Annotated in this window: 18 protein-coding genes and 2 tRNA genes; 8 read left to right on the top strand and 12 right to left on the bottom strand. The window is 64.9% G+C overall.

All coding sequences use genetic code 11. The annotated features are described in order from the left end of the window. Nucleotides 1–106: 106 nt before the first annotated feature. Nucleotides 107–652 carry a TetR/AcrR family transcriptional regulator gene (locus N0B28_RS19605; RefSeq protein ID WP_043860011.1) on the bottom strand — a complete coding sequence of 182 codons (546 nt, stop codon included), beginning with the start codon at nucleotides 650–652 and terminating at the stop codon, nucleotides 107–109. Nucleotides 653–742: 90 nt separating this feature from the next. On the opposite strand from N0B28_RS19605, the gene N0B28_RS19600 reads away from it, so the two are divergent. Next, nucleotides 743–1,936, top strand: a complete 1,194-nt coding sequence (locus tag N0B28_RS19600; protein ID WP_078479788.1) for an MFS transporter — start codon at nucleotides 743–745, stop codon at nucleotides 1,934–1,936. 58 nt (nucleotides 1,937–1,994) lie between these two features. On the opposite strand, the gene N0B28_RS19595 is transcribed toward N0B28_RS19600, so the two are convergent. Next, a complete protein-coding gene (locus N0B28_RS19595) occupies nucleotides 1,995–3,173 on the bottom strand; it encodes an MFS transporter (protein ID WP_123752770.1) in 1,179 nt (392 codons plus the stop codon). Nucleotides 3,174–3,347: 174 nt separating this feature from the next. Between N0B28_RS19595 and N0B28_RS19590 the strand changes: the two genes are divergently transcribed. Then, complete coding sequence (locus N0B28_RS19590; protein ID WP_058541019.1) at nucleotides 3,348–4,490, top strand: TDT family transporter; 1,143 nt, start codon at nucleotides 3,348–3,350, stop codon at nucleotides 4,488–4,490. 168 nt (nucleotides 4,491–4,658) lie between these two features. Beyond that, nucleotides 4,659–6,533 carry an MFS transporter gene (locus tag N0B28_RS19585; protein WP_123752769.1) on the top strand — a complete coding sequence of 625 codons (1,875 nt, stop codon included), beginning with the start codon at nucleotides 4,659–4,661 and terminating at the stop codon, nucleotides 6,531–6,533. A 15-nt stretch (nucleotides 6,534–6,548) separates the two neighbouring features. Here N0B28_RS19585 and sugE read toward each other — a convergent pair whose 3' ends face one another. From sugE to rdgC, 3 genes are all read right to left on the bottom strand, one after another. Beyond that, the gene (gene sugE, locus N0B28_RS19580) at nucleotides 6,549–6,866 is read right to left on the bottom strand and encodes a quaternary ammonium compound efflux SMR transporter SugE (protein WP_043860016.1); all 318 of its coding nucleotides are present in this window, start codon (nucleotides 6,864–6,866) and stop codon (nucleotides 6,549–6,551) included. Between the two features lie 117 nt (nucleotides 6,867–6,983). Further along, nucleotides 6,984–7,946, bottom strand: coding sequence for a bile acid:sodium symporter family protein (locus tag N0B28_RS19575; protein ID WP_104572062.1), 963 nt, complete (start codon nucleotides 7,944–7,946; stop codon nucleotides 6,984–6,986). Nucleotides 7,947–8,086: 140 nt separating this feature from the next. Next, nucleotides 8,087–9,007, bottom strand: a complete 921-nt coding sequence (gene rdgC / locus N0B28_RS19570) for a recombination-associated protein RdgC (RefSeq protein WP_043860018.1) — start codon at nucleotides 9,005–9,007, stop codon at nucleotides 8,087–8,089. Nucleotides 9,008–9,166: 159 nt separating this feature from the next. On the opposite strand from rdgC, the gene N0B28_RS19565 reads away from it, so the two are divergent. Both N0B28_RS19565 and N0B28_RS19560 read left to right on the top strand, forming a co-directional pair. After that, nucleotides 9,167–9,242: transfer RNA gene (locus N0B28_RS19565), tRNA-Val, on the top strand. A gap of 16 nt (nucleotides 9,243–9,258) precedes the next feature. Continuing rightward, nucleotides 9,259–9,335: transfer RNA gene (locus N0B28_RS19560), tRNA-Asp, on the top strand. Nucleotides 9,336–9,497: 162 nt separating this feature from the next. On the opposite strand, the gene N0B28_RS19555 is transcribed toward N0B28_RS19560, so the two are convergent. From N0B28_RS19555 to N0B28_RS19545, 3 genes are all read right to left on the bottom strand, one after another. After that, nucleotides 9,498–11,963, bottom strand: coding sequence for a TonB-dependent siderophore receptor (locus tag N0B28_RS19555; RefSeq protein ID WP_275728198.1), 2,466 nt, complete (start codon nucleotides 11,961–11,963; stop codon nucleotides 9,498–9,500). A gap of 108 nt (nucleotides 11,964–12,071) precedes the next feature. Beyond that, on the bottom strand, nucleotides 12,072–13,034 hold the full coding sequence (locus N0B28_RS19550; protein WP_043860020.1) for a FecR domain-containing protein: 963 nt from the start codon (nucleotides 13,032–13,034) through the stop codon (nucleotides 12,072–12,074). 44 nt (nucleotides 13,035–13,078) lie between these two features. Then, nucleotides 13,079–13,603, bottom strand: coding sequence for a sigma-70 family RNA polymerase sigma factor (locus tag N0B28_RS19545; protein ID WP_043860021.1), 525 nt, complete (start codon nucleotides 13,601–13,603; stop codon nucleotides 13,079–13,081). Nucleotides 13,604–13,809: 206 nt separating this feature from the next. Between N0B28_RS19545 and N0B28_RS19540 the strand changes: the two genes are divergently transcribed. Next, nucleotides 13,810–15,501 (top strand): molecular chaperone HscC, encoded by a 1,692-nt coding sequence (locus tag N0B28_RS19540; RefSeq protein ID WP_229590010.1) that lies wholly within the window; start codon nucleotides 13,810–13,812, stop codon nucleotides 15,499–15,501. Here N0B28_RS19540 and N0B28_RS19535 read toward each other — a convergent pair. From N0B28_RS19535 to N0B28_RS19520, 4 genes are all read right to left on the bottom strand, one after another. Then, a complete protein-coding gene (locus N0B28_RS19535; protein ID WP_275728196.1) occupies nucleotides 15,498–18,209 on the bottom strand; it encodes a molecular chaperone DnaJ in 2,712 nt (903 codons plus the stop codon). The genes N0B28_RS19540 and N0B28_RS19535 overlap by 4 nt on opposite strands. Next, entirely contained in the window at nucleotides 18,206–18,898 is a 693-nt protein-coding gene (locus N0B28_RS19530) for a DUF1266 domain-containing protein (RefSeq protein ID WP_043860023.1), read from the bottom strand. The genes N0B28_RS19535 and N0B28_RS19530 overlap by 4 nt, the downstream gene beginning before the upstream one ends. A gap of 551 nt (nucleotides 18,899–19,449) precedes the next feature. Then, a complete protein-coding gene (gene map / locus N0B28_RS19525; RefSeq protein ID WP_123752767.1) occupies nucleotides 19,450–20,232 on the bottom strand; it encodes a type I methionyl aminopeptidase in 783 nt (260 codons plus the stop codon). Next, nucleotides 20,229–20,432: a ParD-like family protein gene (locus N0B28_RS19520; RefSeq protein ID WP_043859970.1), complete on the bottom strand. Its 204-nt coding sequence runs from the start codon at nucleotides 20,430–20,432 to the stop codon at nucleotides 20,229–20,231. Before N0B28_RS19520 ends, map begins: the two co-directional genes overlap by 4 nt. Nucleotides 20,433–20,534: 102 nt before the next feature. Here N0B28_RS19520 and pcaQ point away from each other — a divergent pair, with 102 nt between their 5' ends. Together pcaQ and N0B28_RS19510 are read left to right on the top strand one after the other, a co-directional pair. Beyond that, entirely contained in the window at nucleotides 20,535–21,467 is a 933-nt protein-coding gene (pcaQ, locus tag N0B28_RS19515; RefSeq protein ID WP_043859971.1) for a pca operon transcription factor PcaQ, read from the top strand. 188 nt (nucleotides 21,468–21,655) lie between these two features. Further along, a complete protein-coding gene (locus tag N0B28_RS19510) occupies nucleotides 21,656–22,378 on the top strand; it encodes an FKBP-type peptidyl-prolyl cis-trans isomerase (RefSeq protein ID WP_054914671.1) in 723 nt (240 codons plus the stop codon). The last annotated feature ends 171 nt before the right edge of the window (nucleotides 22,379–22,549 follow it).

The following is a 22,549-nucleotide window of genomic DNA, read 5'->3' as shown; positions in this document are numbered from 1 at the left end:
CTCCGAACGAAAAAACGGTAACGGCCAACCACGATCAATCAGTCTGGCACGCCGTTCTCACTTCGTCAGCGCCGACGAAGGTCGCAGTGGCAGAGCGTCGCAGTGCTCAGTCGCGCAGGGCCAGTTCGACCAGTTCATGCAGCTGCTGCAGGCTCGGGGGCGCTTCGGCGAACAGAATGCGAAACACCGTGGGAGCCACCAGCAGGTCGAGCAGCCGTTCCACCCCGGGGCCGGCTTCGCCACGCTGCTGCGCGCGGTCCAGCAAGGTCTGCAACTGGCCGCGCAGCAGGGTGGTGCAGTAGCCGGGGCAGGCGCTGCTGAGCACGTCGCGCATCATGTGTCGACCGGGTTCGGAGCTCATCTCGTCCAGGTACTGCTCGGCCCAGGCCAGCAGGTCGCCGCGCAAGGTGCCGGTGTCGAGGGGTTCGCTGTCGGGGTGCAGGCGCTCCACCGCCACGTCGGCCAGCAGCGCCGCCAGTTCACCCCAGCGCCGGTAGATGGTCGAGGGGGTGACGCCGGCACGTGCGGCCACCATGGGCACGGTCAGGCTCGCGCGGTCCTGCTCCTGGAGCAGGGCCCGCACGGCGCTGTGCACCGATTGCTGGACACGGGCGCTGCGACCGCCCGTGCGAATACCTTCTTTGATCGCCATGGCGCGACCTTAACACAAAGGGTTTGCGTTAAGGATTCAGGGCGCGCAGACTGCGCAAAAGCTAACGGTTAGCTTTAGTGGAGAAAGCACATGATCGGATTGTTCAGCCGTCCGGCGTCGGCGCGTTTGCGGCTGGTGTACCTGGCCGTCGCGCTGCTCGGGTTTCTGGCGGCTTCGAGTGCGCCGACGCCGTTGTACCAGCTGTATCAGCATGCGTGGCAGTTTTCGCCGGCAACCCTGACCCTGGTGTTTGCGGTGTATGCCTTGAGCCTGCTGGCGGCGTTGCTGACGGTGGGGTCGCTGTCCGATTACCTGGGGCGCCGGCCGGTGATCTTCGTGGCGTTGCTGCTCGAGAGCGTGGCGATGCTGCTGTTCATCCAGGCCGAGTCGGTGCCCTGGCTGCTTGCGGCGCGGTTGCTGCAAGGCTTTGCCACCGGCATGGCCACCAGTGTGCTGGGCGCCGCGCTGCTCGATACCGACCGCGAACAGGGGCCGTTGGTCAACAGCCTGGCGCCGCTGCTGGGCATGGCCTGCGGGGCGCTGGGCACCAGCGTGCTGGTGGAGTTCGCGCCGTGGCCGTTGCGCCTTGTGTATGGGGTGCTGCTGGCGCTGTTCGTGGTGCTGGCGCTGCTGGTGTGGCGTTTGCCGGAGAGCGTCAGCCGCCAGCCGGGCGCGCTGCGCGCCCTGCGTCCGAGCCTGCTGGTGCCGCCTCAGGCGCGTGGCGCGGTGTGGCGCATGCTGCCGGTTAACATTGCGGTGTGGGCGCTTGGCGGGTTCTTCCTCTCACTGGGGCCGTCGCTGGTGCGGGAGGTGAGCGGCCTGGGCTCAAGCCTGGTCGGTGGCGCGCTGGTGGCGACCCTGACCCTCAGTGGTGCGCTGGCGATCTATCGGCTGCGCCTGCGCCCGGCACAGCAGGTGCTGGCGCTGGGCACCGGGCTGCTGGCCGGCGGGGTGGGGCTGATTCTGCTGGCGCTGCACAACGCCAGCCTGGTGCTGTTCTTCGCCGCCACGCTGGTGGCGGGCAGCGGCTTTGGTGCGGGGTTTCTGGGTGCGTTGCGCAGCACCCTGCCACTGGCCGAGGCCCATGAACGGGCGGGCTTGATGGCCACGTTCTACGTGCTGAGCTACCTGGCGTTCTGTGTGCCTGCGCTGGCGGCCGGGTTGATGGTGCGCCAGTTCGGGCTGGTGGCCACCAGCGAGGTGTATGCGCTGGTGCTGGTCGGGTTGTGCGCGGTGGCGGGGGTGTTGAACCTGCCGGCGATGCGCGGAGCGCGATCTATATGATCTCGGTGGTGCTGCGTTTTGCGGCAAGAGCAGCGTGGATCTTTGTCGGCGCCGGCCTTCAGGCCTGGCGCCGTGCCCCCAGGCAATAGAACAGCCCCGCCAGCCCCACCGACAGCATCATCAGGTAGAACATCGCCGTCGGCATCAGGTGTGCCAGCGCAAACCCGCACAGCACCGGCCCCAGCGCCGCCCCCAGGTTGGACAGGTTCTGTGCGCCGTAATACACCCCGCGCAGGTGCTCCGGGGCAATGCTGTCGATGAACATGTATTCGGCCGGGATCACGATGATCTCGCCCAATGTGAACACCAGCATCGCCAGGCACCACACCCACAATGTCTGCGCCAGCGAGAACCCCAGCAACCCGATCACGAACAGCAGCATCCCGGCCAGCAGCCAGGGCATCAGCTGGCGACTGCCGATGCGCCGGCCGATGGCGTATTGCAGGGCGATCACCGTGATGGCGTTGGTCGCCACCAGGTAGCTGACGGTCTGGTTGGCCTGGATGGCCGATGTGGTGGTCACCAGGTACTGCGACAGGTAGGCCGTGAACTGGCCGAACACCACCGCGCTGAGCGCGCCGCCCAGGGTGAAGTACACCAGGCGCCGGTCGCCGAGCAGGTGCCTGCCGACCGCCAGCAGGCCCAGCGTCGCCCCGCCGAGCCCGGCGCGGGCCGCACGCTCGCCCCGGCGTTGATAGCTCAGGCACATGCCCAGCCCCAGCAATGCCGACAGCACGAACGGCAGCCGGTCATCCAGCAGCACCAGCGCCACCCCCACAAAAGGCCCGACGGCATAAGCGACGTTGCTCAGGGTGTACTTGATCGAGAACACCTCGCCGCGTGCCTGCACTGGCAACAGCGCGCAGAAGCCGGCCTTGGCGGCGATGTCCACCACTGCCAGGGTGAGGTTGATCACCACCAGGCAGGCAAACAGCATCCCCAGTTGCCGGCTGGCCACGGCCACGAAGAACGCCAGGGCGAAGGCCAGGGTGGAGAACACGATCACCGTGTAGCTGCGCAGGGTGTCGATCAGGTAGCCGCCGTACAGGCTCAGCAGCGAGCCGACGATCAGTGCACCGCCGATCATCAGGCCGATGGCGCTGATGCCCAGGGCGAAGTGCTCCGACAGGTACACCACCAGGTACGGCAGGGTGATGGCCCGCGCCAGGGTCAGCACGAAGGTGGTGCACAGCAGCAGGCGAACCTCGGCGCCATAGCCCCGCAGGCTTTCGAGCATGTTCACGTCCTTGTCCGGTGAGGTCAGCCGCCAGCATACGTCAGCCTTGAAAGGCTCGCGAACGGCTTATATATAGGTAAAACAGATAACAGTTAGAGAAATTACCCGTTATATCGATATTCCATAGGGTTGTAACATCGATTTCACCTCACCGGAGGACAGGAGACCGACACCATGACCTGCACCAAGATAGCCCACCCCTTGCGCCCGCTGAGCCGCCTGGCTCACCCGCGCGAGGTGATCCGACAGTTCACCCCCAACTGGTTCGCCGCGACCATGGGCACCGGCGTGCTGGCGCTGGCGCTGCGGCAGGCGGTGCCGGGGTTGTCGGGTATGGCCGAGGCGCTGTGGCTGCTGACCATTGGCCTGTTCGTGCTGTTCAGCGTGCTCTACACCGCGCGCTGGGTGATGTTCTTCGATGAGGCGCGGCGGATTTTCGCGCATTCCACGGTCTCGATGTTCTTCGGCACCATACCCATGGGCCTGGCGACCATTCTCAATGGGGCGCTGGTATTCGGAGTCGAGCGCTGGGGCACGGGGGTGCTGCCGTGGGTCGAGGCGTTGTGGTGGTTGGACGTGGCCCTGGCGCTGCTGTGCGGGGTGGCGATCCCTTACCTGATGTTCACCCGCCAGGAGCACAGCATCGACCAGATGACCGCGGTATGGCTGCTGCCGGTGGTGGCGGCCGAAGTGGCGGCGGCCAGCGGCGGCCTGCTGGCCCCGCACCTGACGGACGTCCATCGCCAGTTCCAGGTACTGATCACCAGCTATGTGCTGTGGGCGGTGTCGTTGCCGGTGGCGTTCAGCATCCTGACCATCCTCACCCTGCGCATGGCGCTGCACAAGCTGCCCCAGGCGAGCATGGCCGCTTCGAGCTGGCTGGCACTCGGGCCGATCGGCACCGGTGCCCTGGGCATGATGCTGCTGGGCAGTGATGCACCGGCGATCTTCGCTGCCAATGGCCTGGGCAGCCTGGGCGAGATTGCCCGCGGGCTGGGGCTGGTGGCCGGTATCGTGCTGTGGGGCGCGGGGCTGTGGTGGTTGCTCACTGCCGTGTTGATCACGCTGCGCCATCTGCGCGATGGCATGCCGTTCAACCTGGGCTGGTGGGGCTTCACCTTTCCGCTGGGGGTGTATGCCCTGGCCACGTTGAAGCTGGCGGCGTGGCTGCAGTTGGGGTTCTTCACGGTGATGGGCCACGTGCTGGTGGTGGCGCTGGCAGGGCTGTGGCTGGTGGTGGCCAGCCGTACCCTGGCGGGGGCCTGGCGTGGCGAGCTGTTCGTGTCGCCGTGCATTGCGGGGTGCACGGGCAAGTGACGATGGTGGCAGTTTCGCCGGCAAGGCCGGCTCCGGCAGGGTTTTGCTGGCGCTAGAAGGCCTTGTCGGCGAAGCGGTTCATGCGGTGGCTTGCATTTACCCGTGCATCTGTGGCTTTTTGCGGGCTGGCTTCCTCCAATAACAAAGCCCCACTCAGGACCCTGGACGATGAGTCACCCCTCACAGTTTGCCCTGCTGCAAAAACGGCGCTTTCTGCCGTTTTTCGTCACCCAGTCGCTGGGGGCGTTCAACGACAACCTGTTCAAGCAATCGCTGATCCTGGCCATTCTCTACAAGCTCAGCCTGGGCGGCGACGGCACGATGCTGGTCAACCTCTGCGCGCTGTTGTTCATCCTGCCGTTCTTCCTGTTCTCGGCCCTGGCCGGCCAGTTCGGCGAAAAGTTCGCCAAGGATGCGCTGATCCGCACCATCAAGCTGGCCGAGATCGTCATCATGGGCGTGGGCGCCGCGGGCTTTCTCTATAACCACCTGTGGATGATGCTGGTGGCGCTTTTCGCGATGGGGACCCATTCGGCGCTGTTCGGCCCGGTCAAGTACTCGATCCTGCCCCAGGCCCTGCGCGAAGAGGAGCTGGTGGGCGGCAACGGCCTGGTGGAGATGGGTACCTTCCTGGCTATCCTGGCCGGCACAATCGGCGCCGGGGTGATGATGTCCAGCACCCACTACGCGCCCATCGTGGCCAGCGCGGTGGTGCTGGTGGCGGTGCTGGGCTACCTGGCCAGCCGCGCAATCCCCCGTGCCGCGGCCTCGTCGCCGCAACTCAAGCTGCAATGGAACATCTTCAGCCAGACCGTCGCGACCCTGCGCATGGGCCTTAGACAGACCCCGGCGGTATCGCGCTCGATCGTGGGCAACTCGTGGTTCTGGTTTGTCGGTGCCATCTACCTCACGCAGATCCCGGCCTATGCCCAGGAGTGGATGCACGGCGACGAAACCGTGGTCACGCTGATTCTCACGCTGTTCTCGGTGGGCATCGCGGTGGGGTCGCTGCTGTGCGAGCGCCTCAGCGGGCGCAAGGTGGAGATCGGCCTGGTACCGTTCGGCTCGTTCGGCCTGACGGTGTTCGGCCTGCTGTGGTGGTGGCATTCGGGGGATATCCCGGCCGCCGGCGCGCCGTATGACTGGCTCGCCCTGCTGGGCATGAGCAAGGCCTGGTGGATCCTGCTGTCGATCATGGGCCTGGGTGTTTTCGGCGGTTTCTACATCGTGCCGCTGTACGCGCTGATCCAGTCGCGCACCCCCGAAGACGAGCGTGCCCGGGTGATCGCGGCCAACAACATCCTCAATGCACTGTTCATGGTGGTCTCGGCCGTGGTCACCATGCTGTTGCTGGGGCTGGCCAAGCTGAGTATCCCGCAGCTGTTTCTGGTGGTGTCGCTGCTCAACATCGCAGTCAACACCTACATCTTCCGCATCGTGCCCGAGTTCAGCATGCGCTTCATGATCTGGCTGCTCAGCCATTCCATGTACCGCGTCGAACACCGCGACCTGGACAAGATCCCGGATGAAGGCGCGGCGCTGCTGGTGTGCAACCACGTGTCGTTCGTCGATGCGCTGCTGATTGCCGGGGCCGTGCGCCGGCCGATCCGCTTTGTCATGTACTACAAGATCTACCGCCTGCCGGTGCTCAATTTCATCTTCCGTACTGCGGGGGCGATCCCGATTGCCGGGCGCAACGAAGACCTGCCGACCTACGAGCGTGCGTTCGAGAAAATTGCCGCCTACCTGGCCGACGGCGAGCTGGTGTGCATCTTCCCGGAAGGCAAGCTGACCTCCGATGGCGAGATCGATGCATTCAAGGGCGGATTGAGCCTGATTCTGGAGCGCACCCCGGTGCCGGTGATTCCGTTGGCGCTGCAAGGCCTGTGGGGGAGTTTCTTCAGCCGTGACCCGGCCAAGGGGTTTTTCCGGCGCCTGTGGTCGCGGGTGACCCTGGTGGCCGGTAGCGCCGTACCGGTGGAAACGGCGCAACCGGCGCTGTTGCGCGAGCGGGTCAGCGAACTACGCGGCACCTGGCGCTAGGCGCGGGGGCCAGGGTCAGCTGGCGCTGACCTTGAGCCCCACCAGGCCGATGATGATCAGTGCCACGCTGGCCAGGCGCATCAACGCCATGGATTCGCCAAACAGGATGATCCCGGCGATCACCGTACCCACTGCGCCCACACCGGTCCAGATCGCATAGGCGGTGCCCAGCGGCAGTTCCTTCATGGCAAGGCCGAGCAGGCCGAGGCTGACCGCCATGGCGGCAACCGTGAGCACAGTGGGCAGGGGGCGGGTGAAGCCGTCGGTGTATTTGAGGCCGATGGCCCAGCCGACTTCGAACAGGCCTGCGAAAAACAGGATGATCCAGGACATGCGCAGTACTCCATCTGTTGATGGGGCCGTCCCCGGATCGGTCACGCGGTGCGTCGTGAGGTCGTCCTCACAGTGCGCACTATAGTGCACATTTCCTTGCCGGGGGGCAAGTGGCGGTCAACGCGTGGCGTCGACCGCTGCCGTTTCGGCGACGGGTTCTTCCATGCGCCGGAACCAGGTCGAGAGTAGCGCACCGGAGATGTTGTGCCACACGCTGAACAGCGCGCTGGGCACCGCCGCCAGGGGCGAGAAGTGCGCACTGGCCAGTGCCGCGCCCAGCCCGGAGTTCTGCATGCCGACTTCCAGCGCCAGGGATTTGCGCTGGGCCAGCGGCAGCTTGAACAGCTTGCCGGTGACGTAGCCCAGGGCGAACCCGAAGGTGTTGTGCAGGATCACCACCGCCATGATCAGCAGGCCCGATTCGGCGATCTTGGCCTGGCTGGCCGCCACCACCGCGCACACGATCAGCACGATGCTCACCACCGACACCAGCGGCAGCACCTGCACCGCCAGCTGTACGCGCGGGCCGAGCAGGCGCTGGGCGAGCACGCCGAGCACGATCGGCAGCATCACCAGTTGCAGGATCGACCAGAACATCTCCATGAACGAGACCGGCAGCCACGCCGAGGCCAGCAGCCAGATCAGCGCGGGGGTCAGCAGCGGGGCGAGCAGGGTGGTGACGGCGGCTATCGCCACAGCCAGGGCCAGGTCGCCCTTGGCCAGCCACGCCATCACATTGGAGGAAGTACCGCTTGGGCAGCAGCCGACCAGGATCACGCCCACGGCGATTTCGGCGGGCAGGTGGAACAGCTGGCACAGCAGCCAGGCCACGCCCGGCATGATCACGAAGTGGGCGACCACGCCCAGGGCCACGCGCCAGGGCTGGCGGAACACGGCGGCGAAGTCTTCGACCTTGAGGGTCAGGCCCATGCCGAACATCACCACGCCCAGCAGCGGCACGATGGCGACCTTCAGGCCGATGAACCAGGCGGGTTGGAAGAAGGCCAGGAGGGCAAACAGCAGCACCCACCAGGCGAATGTATTGCCGACGAAGCGGCTGAGGGCGGCGAGGGCGCGCATGGGGGACTCCTTTTTTATTATCGGCGGCCCCATCGCGGGTCAAGCCCGCTCCCACAAGGATTGCAGCGACCCTGTAGGAGCGGGCTTGACCCGCGATGAGGCCCGCAAGGCCTCTATATAGCTATGTAGAGAGAAGCCGATCAGACCCCCTGCGGGATCTCCTCTCCACCCAGCGCTTCGAACAGCGCCGGCAGGAAGTCGCCGAAGGTCAGCATCATCAGGGTGAAGCTGGCATCGAGCTGGCCAAGGGCCTCTTCGCCGCCGTCTTCCTCGGCCTGGTCCTGCAGCAGCTCTTCGAACTTCAGGCGCTTGATCACCATCTTGTCGTCCAGCACGAACGACAGCTTGTCCTGCCAGGCCAGCGACAGCTGCGTCACCACCTTGCCGGTACCCAGGTGCAGCTGGATCTCGTCGCTGGTCAGGTCCTGGCGCTTGCAGCGTACGATGCCGCCGTCTTCGTGGGTGTCGCGCAGCTCGCACTCGTCCAGCACATAGAAGTCGGGCGCAGCCTTCTGCGACTTGACCCAGTCGGTCAGGGTCGCGCTTGGGGCGATCTTCACGGTCACCGGGCGCACCGGCAACGAGCCCATCACTTCACGCAGGGTCGACAGCAGGTCCTCGGCACGCTTGGCGCTGGCCGAGTTGACCAGGATCAGGCCCTGCTTGGGCGCGATGGCGGCGAAGATCATCGAACGACGGATGAAGGCGCGGGGCAGGAAGGCCTGGATGATCTCGTCCTTGATCTGGTCGCGCTCCTTCTTGTAGACCTTGCGCATCTGCTCGGCTTCGATCTCGTCGATCTTCTCCTTGACCGCGTCACGCACCACGCTGCCGGGCAGGATGCGTTCTTCCTTGCGTGCCGCGATCAGCATGAAGTCGCCACTGACATGCACCAGGGGCGCATCTTCGCCTTTGCCGAAGGGCGCGACGAAACCGTAGGTGGTCAACTCCTGGCTGGCACAGGGGCGCGCCGGCTTGCTGGCCAGTGCGGTTTCCAACGCCTCGGCGTCGAACTGGATGTCCTGGGTAAGGCGGTAGGGCAGCAGGTTTTTGAACCACATGGGGTGCATCTCTCCTCGGTACATAAGGAGGGCATTATTCTCCGAGCGGCGTGTTCAGGCCAAGCCCGCTAAGTCATTGGAAGGCCTGAAAAATAATTTTAAAAAAGTGCTTGCCAGAGTGTGAGGTGCTCCGTAGAATGCGCGCCACACCGAGACGAAGGGTGATTAGCTCAGCCGGGAGAGCATCTGCCTTACAAGCAGAGGGTCGGCGGTTCGATCCCGTCATCACCCACCACTTCTCAGTGTATCGCGCAGCGGTAGTTCAGTCGGTTAGAATACCGGCCTGTCACGCCGGGGGTCGCGGGTTCGAGTCCCGTCCGCTGCGCCATATATTAGCTTCAGGGCCCACTGAACTCCCTGAAGCCACAAACGAAGCGACCTTAGGGTCGCTTTTTTTGTGCCTGGCGTTTGGCCGCGCCTGCCACGCATCCCCTCCAACAACGAAAAAGGCGCCGCTGAGGGCGCCTTTTCCAGACAGCCTCGCGCCGTCTTACCAGTTGTAGGTCACGTCTGCACTCAGGGTGCGGCCTTCGCCGTAATAGCAGTCCAGCCCGCCATTGCAGGCCGCCACGTACTTCTCGTCCGTGAGGTTCTGCAGGTTGGCCTTGAGCTTCACGCCCTTGACGTGCAGCGGCGATTTTTCCAGGTCATAGGACACCATGGCGTCATACACGGTGTAGGACGGAATCTGGAAAGAGTCGCCCACGTAGTCCGAACCGTAGCTGCTGCGCACATAGCGCGCGCCCAGGCCCACACCGAACCCGGCCAGTACGGTGGAAACGTCGAAGTCGTAGTTGACCCACGCCGAAGCGGTCAGTGGTGGCTGCATGGCCAGGGTACGGCCTTCGCGGCCGTCGTTGATGCTGCGCCACTTGATCTGGTTGCGTGATACCGCAGCCAGCACGCTCAGGTTGTCGGTGACATTGACCTTGCCTTCCAGCTCGACACCACGCGAACGCACCGAGCCGCTCTGCACGCTCAGGCTCGGGTCGTCGCGGTCGTTGGTCAGCATGTTGTCCTGGTCGATCTGGTAGGCGGACAGCTGGATGAAACCGTCGATCGACCTGGGCTCGTACTTGATGCCCACTTCATACTGCTTGCCGTTGGTGGGGTCGAAACCCGAACCGTTGGCGTCGACACCGGACAGCGGCAAAAACGACTCGGCGTAACTCACGTAGGGCGTCACACCGTTGTCGAACGAGTAGCCCAGCCCCGCACGCGCGGTGAACTTTTCATCCTTCTGGTTGGTGTGGCCGCCGTTGAGCGGCGTCTTGTTGTCGGTTTCGGCAAAGTCATAGCGGCCGCCCACGGTCAGGAACCATTTGTTCCACAGCAGTTGATCCTGGGCATACAGGCCGGTCTGGGTAATGGTGTTGTCCCAGCGGTAAGGCTGGGTGAAGGTGAACTTGCTGCCGTAGACCGGCTTGTACAGGTCGATGCCCGGGCCGCGACGGTCGTATCGGCCGAGGAACTCGGAGTTGAAGTGGTAGTAGTCCACCCCCAGCAGCAGGGTGTGGTCCAGCTCGCCGGTCTTGAACTTGGCCTGGGCGGTGCTATCGATGCCGTAGACCCGGTTGTGCTGCGCCCAGTCCACCCCGAAGCGGTCTGCCTGGTAGCTGAAGTCGTTGGCGCCGGTGACCGGGTTGGGGCCGAATGAATAGCCGTGCAGTGGCGCGACGTAGCGGTCGTCGAGGTCGGCGTAGCGTGCGTTCTGCTTGAGGGTCCAGGTGTCGTTGAGCTCGTGGGCGATCTCGTAGCCGACCACGAACTGCTCGCGGTCATACTTGTTCAGGCCCGGCTCGCCGATGAACAGGCTGCGGCTGATGCGCCCGTTGGCGGTGCTGTACACCGTGCCCTTGGCCGGCAGGCCCTGGGCTTCCGGGGTGTCGCGGTCTTTCTGGTACTGGCCGAACACCGTGACGGTGGTGCGCTCGTTGGCCAGCCAGGTCAGGCTGGGCGCCAGCAGCATGCGATTCTGGTCGGCGTAGTCGATCTGCGAGTTGCTGTCGTTGACCACGCCGGTCAGGCGATAGAGGAACTGACCCTGATCGTCGATCGGGCCACCGAGGTCGAAGGCCCCGTACTTGCGGTCGTAGCTGCCGCCACCGATGACCACTTCATGCAGCGGCGTGGCGGTGGGGCGCTTGCTCACCATGTTGACGATGCCGCCCGGCTGGTTCTGGCCATACAGCACCGACGCCGGGCCCTTGAGCACTTCGATGCGCTCCAGGGTGTAGGGGTCGATCTGCAGCGAGCCACCCGTGCTGCCGCCGCTGTAGGGTAGGTGCAGGCCGTCCAGGTACAGCGGGGTGGGGGAGAAGCCGCGGGAGGTGGGTTCATCGAACACCTTCACCCGGTCGGCGAAGCCGCCACCGGTCATGCCGGCGGTATAGCGCAGGGCCTCGGTGACCGACTGGGCGCCGCGCATCTTCACTTCGTCCTGGGTGATGACGTTGATCGTCTGCGGGATCTCGCTCAGGGCCGTGTCGGTCTTGGAGCCGGTGGCGCTGCGCTTGGCCACGATCCCGTCGACCGGGCCGTAGGCCGATTCGGTTGCGCGGCTGTCGATGTTGGTGGCGCCCAGCACCACGGACGCATCGGCAGCAGGCAGTTTTTCCAGCAACAGGGTATGACCGTGCAGCAACTGCCAGGTATGGCCGCTGCCCTGCAGCAACCGGTCCAGGGCCTGGGCCAGGGTAAAGGCACCCTGCAGGGCCGGGCCGGACCGGCCAGCCAGGTCGCTGGAGTTGAACACCAGACGTACGTTGGCCTGGTCGGCCAGTTGAGTGAGCATCCGGTCCAGCGCCTGGGGCGCCAGGTTCAGGGTCAGGCGCGTGGTGGTTTCGGCTGCGTGGGCCAGCGGCAGGGTCAGCGGCACCCCGCCACCCAGGGTCAGAGCGATGGCCAGCGTCAGGGTACGGCCACTGAACGGAAAAGCGTTGGAAAGCGCCTGCATTGAAATCGTCCGTCATCAAATGTTGGTAAGAAGCGATATTTATGAGAAGTATTCGCGTTCAAACCAACGACGATTCATTGCCGTCAACCTTGCCAACAAAATCCGGATTTATTTTTCTTCGACGCTCTCGCGGTTCATCACCAGGGTCAGCCACGGCAGTTGCACGACCCGCAGCGGTTGGGTGCGCGCCAGGGTACTGAACATCTGGGCACCGTCGTCCAGGTTGAACACCCCGCTCACCGCCGTGCTCGGCAATTGCCCGGTCACCACCAGTGCGCCGGGTACATAGCGCCCGATTTCGCTGACCACCTCGTCGAGTGGGCGTCGATTGAAGATCAGCTTGCCGCGCTGCCATGCCGAATCACTGGTCAGGTCCAGCGGGCGCGTGGAGGACGGTGGCAGGCCCTGGGCATAGTCCAGTTGCTGGGCCGGTTCCAGGCGCGCGCTCTGGCCACCGGACGTTACCTGCACCACACCCTCGCTGACGCCGACCCGCACCTGCTGTTCGAGCAGGTTCACGTCGAACCGGGTGCCCAGTGCCTGGGCCGTGCCTGCGGCGGCATGCACCACGAATGGACGCGCCGGGTTCTTGCTGACCTGGAAAAGCGCCTCGCCCTTGATCAGGTCGATATCGCGACGCGTGGACGAATAGCGCACCGACAGTGCGCTGGCGCTGTTGAGCCAGACCTCGCTGCCGTCCTCCAGCACCAGGTGCCTGCGTTCGCCGACGGCGGTCGACTGGTCGGCCATGTACACCTTCATTGGCTGCCCCAACTGGGTCACGGCCAGCACCGCCAGCCCGGCGGCCAGCGCAGCCCATCGCAAGGGTTTTGCACGGCGTTGGGGCGCTGGCGGCACGAAGGATTGCGCGGTGGCCGTCTGTGCTACCCCGTGCCACATCTGCTCGGCCAGCCGCGCCGCCGCTTCGTGCGCCGGGCTGCGCTGGCGCCACTGGCGAAACGCGGCATGATCCGACTCGCTGGCATTCCCCGACATCAGCATCACCCACTGCTCGATGGCCTGATCCTCCAGCTCGACAGGGGATGGTTGGGAAGGGTTGGGTCTAGTCATGATGAGGGGCTGCTGAAACCTTCAGAGGGGGCGTACCGGGCATTCTAAATAGATTCCGACTGACGTAGCCAATCGCGGCAGTGCCGCATGGCTTGCACAATGTACTTGCCCACCGTGCTTTCGGACACGTCCAGGCGCACGGCGATCTGTGCATGGGTCAAGCCTTCGAGGCGATTGAGCAGCAGTGCCAGGCGCGCCTTGCTGGGCAACTGGGCCAGGCTGCGGTCCAGTTGTTCGATTGCTTCGGCAGCCAGGAACTGCTTCTCGGGGGAGGCGAGGGGGTCGCAGACGTCCAGGTTGTCACTGACGTCGTCATGCAGCGCCGAGCGTCGCTGTTCCTGGCGCAGGCGGTCGATGGCAAGGTTGCTGGCAACGCGAAAGACAAAGGCACGCGGTTCGAGAATCTGCGCCGTATCGGACAGGCTGGCCAGTCGCAGGTAGGTGTCCTGGGCCACGTCCGCGGCCTTTTCCACATTGCCCATGCGCCGTGCAAGAAACGCCAGAAGGTCGGCGTAATGCTCCTGGAAGGCGCTGACCAGCGGGTTGACGGCGGAGGTTGGGGTGGACATCCATTGTGCTCGTGCGACGTAATGCGCAAGCTTATCTCAAATGAGAATGACTATCATAGATATGTTTTTTTACAGGTCAGGCCTTTTTCGCCGTGTGTGCATTCGTTGTTTGTCGAGGTGGGGGGTTCAGTTAAAGTAGGGCGCCTTTCAGCAGGCCGGGCGAGCTCCGGCCGCTGGCCGATGACGACCACTGCCAGAGACCTCATATGCAGGATGCAACCCCCGCCGCCGCGCCCTTGCTGGGCATTGACCTGGGCACCACCAACAGCCTGATCGCCGTATGGCAGCAAGGCCGTGCCCAACTGATCCCGAATGCCCTTGGCGAGGTGCTTACCCCCTCGGTGGTCAGTATCGATGACGACGGCAGCATCCTGGTGGGGCGCGCCGCCCGTTCGCGATTGACCACCCACCCCGATCGCAGCGTCGCGGCATTCAAGCGTTTCATGGGCAGCGAAAAGCGAATGGAGCTGGGCGGGCAGGCATTCAGCCCCGAAGAGCTCTCGGCCCTGGTGCTGGGCTCGCTGAAGCACGACGCCGAGGCCTTTCTGGGCTGCGCGGTGCACGAGGCGGTGATTTCGGTGCCGGCCTATTTCAGCGATGAACAGCGCAAGCGCACCGTGTTCGCCGCCGAGCTGGCGGGTCTCAAGGTGCAGCGCCTGATCAACGAACCGACCGCCGCGGCCATGGCCTACGGCCTGCACGAGCAGAAATTCGAGCGCACACTCATCTTCGACCTGGGGGGCGGTACTTTCGACGTCACTGTGCTCGAATACGCCCTGCCGCTGATCGAGGTGCATGCTTCCACCGGCGACAACTTTCTTGGCGGCGAAGACTTCACCGAAGCGCTGCTGCAGGCCTGCCTGAAGGACTGGGGCATGACCCTGTCCAGCGTCGAACCGCAGGCGCTGGCGAGCCTGTACGACAGCATCGAACTGCTCAAGTGCAAGCTGGGCGAAGGCCCGCAGACGGTCTACTGGAAGGGTGCCGGCGAGCCCCGCGAGTGGACCCTGGACGAGCTGGGCGCGCAGACGATCTGGGAGCCGCTGCTGGGCCGGGTGCGCGCGCCCATCGAGCAGGCCCTGCGCGACGCGCGGCTGAGCCCGCGCGACCTCGACAGCCTGGTGCTGGTGGGCGGTGCCACGCGCATGCCGGTGGTGCAGCAGATGGTGGCCAAGCTGTTCGGCCGCCTGCCGTACCGCCACCTCGACCCCGACACCATCGTCGCCCTGGGCGCTGCCAGCCAGGCGGCCTGCAAGGCCCGCGACTCGGCCATCGAAGAGCTGATCCTGACCGACGTATGCCCCTACACCCTGGGCATCGAGACCACCCGCGGCGCCAACATCAGCGGGGTATTCTCGCCGATCATCGAGCGCAACACGGTGATACCGACCTCGCGGGTGCAGCGCTTCTACACCTCCCACGAGCAGCAGAAGACCATCAACGTCGAGGTCTACCAGGGCGAGCGGCCGTGGGTGCGTGACAACATCTTCATCGACAGCTTCGTCGTCGAGCTGACCCCGATGGACAAGATCCAGTCACTGGACATCCGCTTCAGCTACGACATCAACGGCCTGCTCGAAGTCGACGTGACCCTGGTGGACACCGGCAAGCGCCACAGCCACAGCATCGACCGCAGCCCCACCGGGCTGGATGAAGAGGCGCGCCAGAACAGCCATCAGCGCCTGGCCGGGCTGAAGATCCACCCGCGCGATGCATTGCCCAACCGAACCCTGACGGCGCGCCTGGAGCGCGCCTGGATGCAGTGCCTGGGCGATGAGCGCGAGCAGATCGGCACCTGGCTGAGCGACTTCAGCCAGGTGCTGGCCACCCAGCAGTCCAGCCTGATCGCCAGCCAGCGCCAGCAGTTGAACGAGGCGCTGGACGCACTCAACCTCTAGCCGATCAGGCGCCGCAGCACAGCCTGCAGCCCGCCGCTGAGAGCGTCGGGGTCATGATGCTCCGGCGACACGCCCCAGCGGTTGGGCAGCACGTCGCCGGGCATCACCACCAGCACCAGCGGCAGGAACGGCAGCGCTACCGACAGCGCAGCCAGCAGCACCATCACCACGATCCCGTGGCCGATGTCGTGCAGCCGGCGCAGGCAGGTGCCGAACAGCAGGGCCAGGCCCAGGCCGATCTTGACCATGGCCTCGGGCGCATCGCTGGAGGTGATGGCAAGCACCAGGGTGACGAAGAACCACAACATCAGCTGGCCGACGAATGCGCCACGGCCCAGGCGCGTGTTCCAGCGCCAGAAGGCCCAGGGCGATACTGGCTGAAGATCGGCCTGGGCCAGCAGCAGGCGCTCGCACCAGGACAACACCGCGGTCAGCGCAAAGCGCAGGCCGATACCGGTGCTGGGGTCATCCTTGGCCTTTTGCAGCTGCTTGAGCACCTTGAGGCGCGGTACGCCGACACGGCCGTAGCGGATCAGGCCCTTGAGCGTATCCATGACCTGGTAGAACACCGCGCTGTCCATGCCGTAGGCATCGAGTTTCTCGCGCGGCGGCCGGCTCGGCTCGCCCTTGATCAGGCCGCTGCGAAAGGCTTCGAACCACGGCTCTTCACTGGAGATGTCGGCCATGGTGCGCAGCAGCACGCGGTGCTGTTCGGCATCCAGTGCCGGGTCGTGGTAGAGCACCGCCCAGAACAGCATCATGCCCAGCAGGTCGTCGGCGAAGGCCTCTTCGTCCTTCTGGTAGCTGGCCAGCAACGCCAGCGTGCTGGGCAGGCGCGCACTGCTCAGGGCCTGGTCCGGCGCGGGCAGGCTGTCGGCAATGGCTTTTTGCAGCGGGTCGCGGCTGTCCAGCCAGCCCAACAGCCCATCGAGGTTGCCTTGTTCCTGCAGCAGGTTCAGCAGCAGGGTATGGACCTTTGCCAACGGATGGCCGGGTGGGCACTGCAGGGTGTCGAGCATGCTCGGCGTCACCAGCGCCAGCCAGCGTTGTGGCGCCTGGGCCAGGGCCAGCATGAACAGTGCCTGGCGGTGCCAGTGCCACAACTCGGCGCCGGCCGGTGCGGGAGGCAGCACCACGCCTGCGGCGCCCAGCTCGCATTGCATCTCCAGGCCGAACGGTACCGGCATCATGGCGCGCGGGCTGAAGGTCTCGTGCAGGCGGGCCAGGGTGCGCCCGTCGTAGGCGCGCAGGCGGCGCAGCCAGTCGCGGCACAGGGTGGTGGCGCCGTCCTTGAGCACGTCGGGCAGTTGTGGGTGCGGCGAGTTGCTGTTCAGGAACGCCTGGATCGCCAGCGGGATCGGCGCCTGTTGCAGCCAGGCCAGTTGCTGTTGGGCCTGGTAGCGCAAGCCGTCGAGGATCAGTTCATCGATCAGGTGGCTGCTTTTAGGTTCGTCGAGCACCTGTTGCAGCAGCGCGGCGTCACCGCAGTGCAGGGCCCAGGCGTGACGGTACAGACGCTGCAGGGCCGGGTCCGGGTGTTCGTCGATCAGGCTGGCGAGCAGTTCCAGCTCACGCTCATCGGTGGCCCGCCAGTCGACGAACTGCCCCGCGATGCCGTCCAGTTCCAGGCGCGCGGCCTGGAACCAGCGTGTCATGGTTTCCGGGCGCTGCGCCGGGCTGCCCAGGGTCTGTTCGTCTTCGCTCAGGTCGTCGGGCCAGGTGCGCACTGGCGCCAGGCGATCGAAGGCCTGGATCATCAGCGGCAGGCGTTGCGGCTGGTGCGAGGTGCACAGGTCCAGCAGCTCGCGGGCGGCCACCGGGTGGCGGAATTCCAGCCACAGGCGGCTCCAGCACGACAGCGCTTCTTCTTCCTTGCCCAGCAGGCTGGCCTGGCAGGCCAACTGGTACAGCGCGTCGACATCGTCGGGTTGTAGCGCCTGGCGTTCGACGCACAGCGCGTACAGGCTCAGGCTGGCCACCCCGGCCTGGCCGATCTGCAGCAGCAGGCGTTCGACCAGTGCGGCGTCCGGGGGCAGGGCGACCACGGTGTGTTCCCGGGCGAAAGCGGCCAGTTCGAACAGCGGGCGGTTGTTGTAGAGGTGGTCCAGGCTGCGCAGGTACCACAGGGTTTCCAACTGCGCAGCCGTAGACCAGTCGTTCATCAGGCGCATGTCGAACGGGTCGGGGGCGGCGAAGCGAGCCAGCAGCGTCTCGACTTCCTGCGCCTCTTCGAAGCCCAGGCGCAGCAACTGTTTGTCCCAGGCCAGGCGCTTGGCCAGTACCTGCACGCAGGCATTGGACAGCTGGCCGGCTTCTTCCAGGCGCCACAGCAGCTCCCAGCTGACGTCCTCGAGTTCTTCGAGGGGCAACTGGTCGAGCTCACGCAAGTAGTCCTGCCAGGCATCGACGTTGTAGCGCCGGGCCGGGTCGGCGAGCATGCGGGCGAAGGTGGCGATGACCGGGTGCACGCGGGGCGGGCGCGGCGGGCGTTCTGCGTAGGCCTGTTCTTCGCCGGCGTCCTCGTCGTCTTCGTCATCGTCATCCGTGCGGGTGGCGAGCTTGAGCGCATGCTCGTAGGCCTGGCGCAGCAGTTGGAAGCCCTGCGGGTCGGTTTCGGGGTGAAACTCCGGCAGGCGGGCGCGGTAGGCGCCGCGGATGACGTCCTGGTCCTTGGTGGGCTCGATGCCCAGCTTTATCCAGCAACTCATGACCAGGTGCCCTCCTCGAGCGAATCGGGCCGGGGCGGGTAGTCCAGCGGCAGGTCCCAGGGCAGGCTGGCGAACAGTGCCTTGCCGCGCTTGAGCATGTTCATGATGATGCAGCGGTTCCAGTGCTCGGCGCCCTGGCGGTCGATACGGTAGGGGTAGACGTCGTCGTCATGGCTGGAGCAGTTCCATAGCGATTTGCCGAACATGTAGCCGGCGATGTAGGTGTCCCAGCTGTTGTAGAAGTGGCGTGCGCGCAGGGCCAGGCGGCTGTGCAGCCAGAGGCTTTCGGGCTCGGTGATCAGGTTCTCGAACACCCCGGCGCGCAGCAGGTAGCCCATGCGGCCCAGGTCCCAGGCGCGGGTGCCGCCGAAGCCGCAATCGGCATAGGTGCGTGCGGCAAATTCATAGTTGGCGCGCTCGCGCGGGCCCAGCTCGTCAAGCAGTGCCTGCCATTGGCTGGGTTGGCGGCGAGGGTATTGCCAGTAGGCGTCGTTGAGTTTTTCGGCGTGGCCGGTGTCGGCCATGCGCAGCATGTCGAGCAGCTCGCGGCGGTTGTTGATGCCCCACCATTTTTTCAGGTCCAGGTCCCCTTCGGCTTCGAAGTAGCGGGGGGAGGTGAGGCTGGCGCCGTTGAGGGCGGCCATGGGGGCAGAAAGGGCGTACAGCCAGTGCTGTTCAATCTCTTCCATGAATAGAAGGCTCCGGGGTCGACGGGGAATGGGCGGGGTCGACCGTAATGGCGCGGATTGTAGAGAGGCGGGGCGGGTGGGGCAATTGGATCCAGATTTTTTCGGCAGTGGTGTCTACCGGTGCTGGTTTTCTTGCTCTTGCTGTTGCTTTGCTTTTGATCTTCCGTCCTTCAGGAGGCCTAATGGAGCCTGCGTGTAGTGGGGTGTAGGGCCATGGATGGCCCGGAAAGTGCCGACGGGCAGGGATGCCCGTACGGCGCGGCCCCACGGAGCGTGGGTGGAATGAGGGGACCCGTAGCGAAGCGTAGGGCCGGATGCTGGACGGAGCGGTTTTGCTTACTTTTTCCAAGAAAAAAGTAAGCCGCTGTAAGAGCGGAAGGGGCCTTCGGCGTGTCTGTCCATGCTGGATAAGCTCGCTAACCTTACAACCGTCGCTCCCCGGGAAGGGGGCCGAGAGATTATCCGGCACGGGCGGTGATCCAAGCGCCCCACAAGCCCCCCTGAAGAACCGGAACATCAAAAGCACGATCAGCAGTGCGATGGTGAGCCAGTCACCCGACCATGCCCCGCTCTTCCTCACGCAAGGTCAACACCTCGACCCCCTGCGCCGTCACTGCCACCGTATGCTCCCACTGTGCCGACAGGCTGCGGTCCCGGGTGATCACCGTCCAGCCGTCCTTGAGCGTACGCACCCCACGCCCACCCTGGTTGATCATCGGCTCGATGGTGAACACCATGCCTGGCTTGAGCACCAGCCCGCTGTTGCGGTGTCCGTAGTGCAGCACCTGCGGCGCCTCGTGCATCTGCCTGCCGATGCCGTGCCCGCAGTACTCACGCACCACGTTGTAACCCGCGCCCTCGGCAAGCCGCTGTATCGCATGCCCCACATCACCCAGCGTGGCCCCGGGCCGCACCTGACGAATGCCCGCCCACAACGCTGCATAGGTGGTATCGACCAATTGCCGCGCCTCGTCGGCAATGGCGCCCACCGCATACATCTTCGACGAGTCGGCAATGTAACCACCCTGTTCCAGGGTGATGTCCACATTGATGATCGACCCCACCTTCAGCACCTCGTCGGCACTTGGCACGCCGTGGCACACCACATGGTCGACGGAGGTGTTGAGCGAATACTTGAACCCGTACTGCCCCTTGCTGGCCGGACGCGCCTTGAGCACATCGACGATGTACGCCTCGGCACGGTCGTTGATCTGCAAGGTGCTGACCCCTGGCGCGACAAAGCCGTCCAGGTGCTCGAACACCCGCGTCAGCAATTGCCCGGCGGTACGCATCAAGGCCAGTTGCTGCGGGTTCTTCAGGATCACCTCGCTCATGCAATCAGCTCCCTGAGGCTGGCCTGCTCCTGGCGCAGCAACTGGCGCAACAGTTCCTGATAGGTCATGTGCGGGTTGAGCTCGGCCAGCATGCCGATGCGAATCCAGTACTCGGCCTGCGCGTTGATCGAGCGCGACACCGCGCCGCTGGCAATGCGCAGGTCTTCATGCAGTGCGTCATCGATCTTGACGATACCCATGGCAATACTCACTCTGTATACGAAGCGTATATATATCATATAGCCGGTGTGTTGTTCGAGGCCGGCGCCGCAAAGGGGCTGCGGTTGCGATAAACTCCGGCCATGAACCTCGATACCCGCATCAAGTTCCGCCACCTGCTGTGCTTTCTCGAAATCGCCCGTCAAGGCAGTTTCGCCAAGGCCGCCGACGCCGTGGCCATCAGCCAGCCGGCGATTTCCAAGACCCTCAAGGAGCTCGAAGAACTGCTGCAGACGCGATTGTTCGAGCGCGGCAAGCAGGGTGTCGAGCTGACTGCGGCCGGGGTGCGCTTCATGCGCTACGCCGGCCCGTGCGTACAGGCCCTGCGCGAAGGGGTGAGTACCCTGCGCGGCGAGGAACACGCGCCGCCGCAGGTGAAGATCGGCGTGCTCTCGACCGTCGAAAGCCTGCTCATTCCCGAAGTGATCTGCCGCCTGCACCAGCGCCACCCGGCCCTGGTGGTCAGCGTTGCCACCGGCCCCAGTGCGCACCTGCTGGCGCAGCTGCATGTGGGGGAGCTGGACCTGGTGATCGGGCGCATGACCGACAGCCCGCAGATCCAGGGCCTGCTGTTCGAGCACCTGTACAGCGAGTCGATGTCGCTGGTGGTGCGCCCCGGCCACCCGTTGCTGGCACGCAGCCCGATCGAGCGCAACCAGGTGGGCCAGTACCCGCTGGTACTGCCCCTGGCCGGCACCACCATTCGCAAGCATGCCGACAGCCTGTTCGTGCAATGCGCCATCGAACAACCGCAGCAACGTCTGGAAACGCTTTCCCCGGCACTGAGCCGGCGCTATGTGCTGGGCAGCGATGCGGTGTGGGTGGCCCCGCGTGATGCGGTGCGGGTCGACCTGCAGCGGGGCGAGCTGTGCGAGCTCGACCTGGGCGTGCGCGAACCCGGTGGCTCGGTGGGTATCTGCAGCAATGCCGCGCTGCCACAGGCCCTGCCGGCCCAGTGGTTGTGCCAGGTGCTGCGCGAAGTGGCGGGACAGTACCGCGAAGGACACTACCCGTAGATTTCATCCAGATCCGGGGCGTTGGCTGCAATACTGGCCACTGGCTTATCGGCTGCATGAAGAAGCCTTCACCTGGCTGAACTTCTCGACCTTTTGTCGCTCTCATGCCGGTAGCCATTGGTCGTGGCCGCCTGATAAGCTCGCGGCTTTACTCGATTGCCCTTTTGGCGCATGAACAAGGAAATAGCATGAAACAGCATCGGTTGGCGGCTGCGGTTGCCCTGGTTAGCCTGGTACTGGCGGGTTGCGATTCGCAGACCAGCGTCGAGCTGAAGACCCCGGCACAGAAAGCTTCCTACGGTATCGGCCTGAACATGGGCAAGAGCCTGGCACAGGAAGGCATGGACGATCTCGACTCCAAGGCCGTGGCCCAGGGCATCGAGGACGCTGTCGGCAAGAAGGAACAGAAGATCAAGGACGAAGACCTGGTCGAAGCCTTCGCCGCGCTGCAGAAGCGTGCTGAAGAACGCCTGGTCAAGATGAGCGAAGAGTCGGCCGCCGCCGGCAAGAAGTTCCTTGAAGAAAACGGCAAGAAGGACGGCGTGGTCACCACCGCGTCGGGCCTGCAGTACCAGATCGTGAAGAAGGCCGAAGGCGCCCAGCCCAAGCCTACCGACGTGGTCACTGTTCACTACGAAGGCAAGCTGATCGACGGCAAGGTGTTCGACAGCTCCGTCGAGCGCGGCAGCCCGATCGACCTGCCGGTCAGCGGCGTGATTCCGGGTTGGGTCGAAGGCCTGCAACTGATGCACGTGGGCGAGAAGGTCAAGCTGTTCATCCCGGCTGACCTGGCCTATGGCGCACAGAGCCCTAGCCCGATGATCCCGGCCAACTCGGTACTGGTGTTCGATCTGGAACTGATCGCCATCAAGGACCCGGCCAAGGCAGCAGAAGACGCTGCTGAGAAGTAAGCGTCCCGCTGTGTGCACAACGCCCCGTCTCGACGGGGCGTTGTCGTTTATGGATCGGGCTGAACCGTGGGAGCGATCTGACGTCACACCTTGGTGGCGTGCGCAACTGTGACGGCTTTCGCAAAGTGACCGCGTAATGAAACAGGTGTGTAAAAAACGCCCGATTTGACC

It is taken from the genome of Pseudomonas sp. SD17-1 (assembly GCF_029201585.1).
GTDB lineage: Bacteria > Pseudomonadota > Gammaproteobacteria > Pseudomonadales > Pseudomonadaceae > Aquipseudomonas > Aquipseudomonas palmensis.
This window is presented reverse-complemented; position numbering and strand designations above follow the sequence as displayed.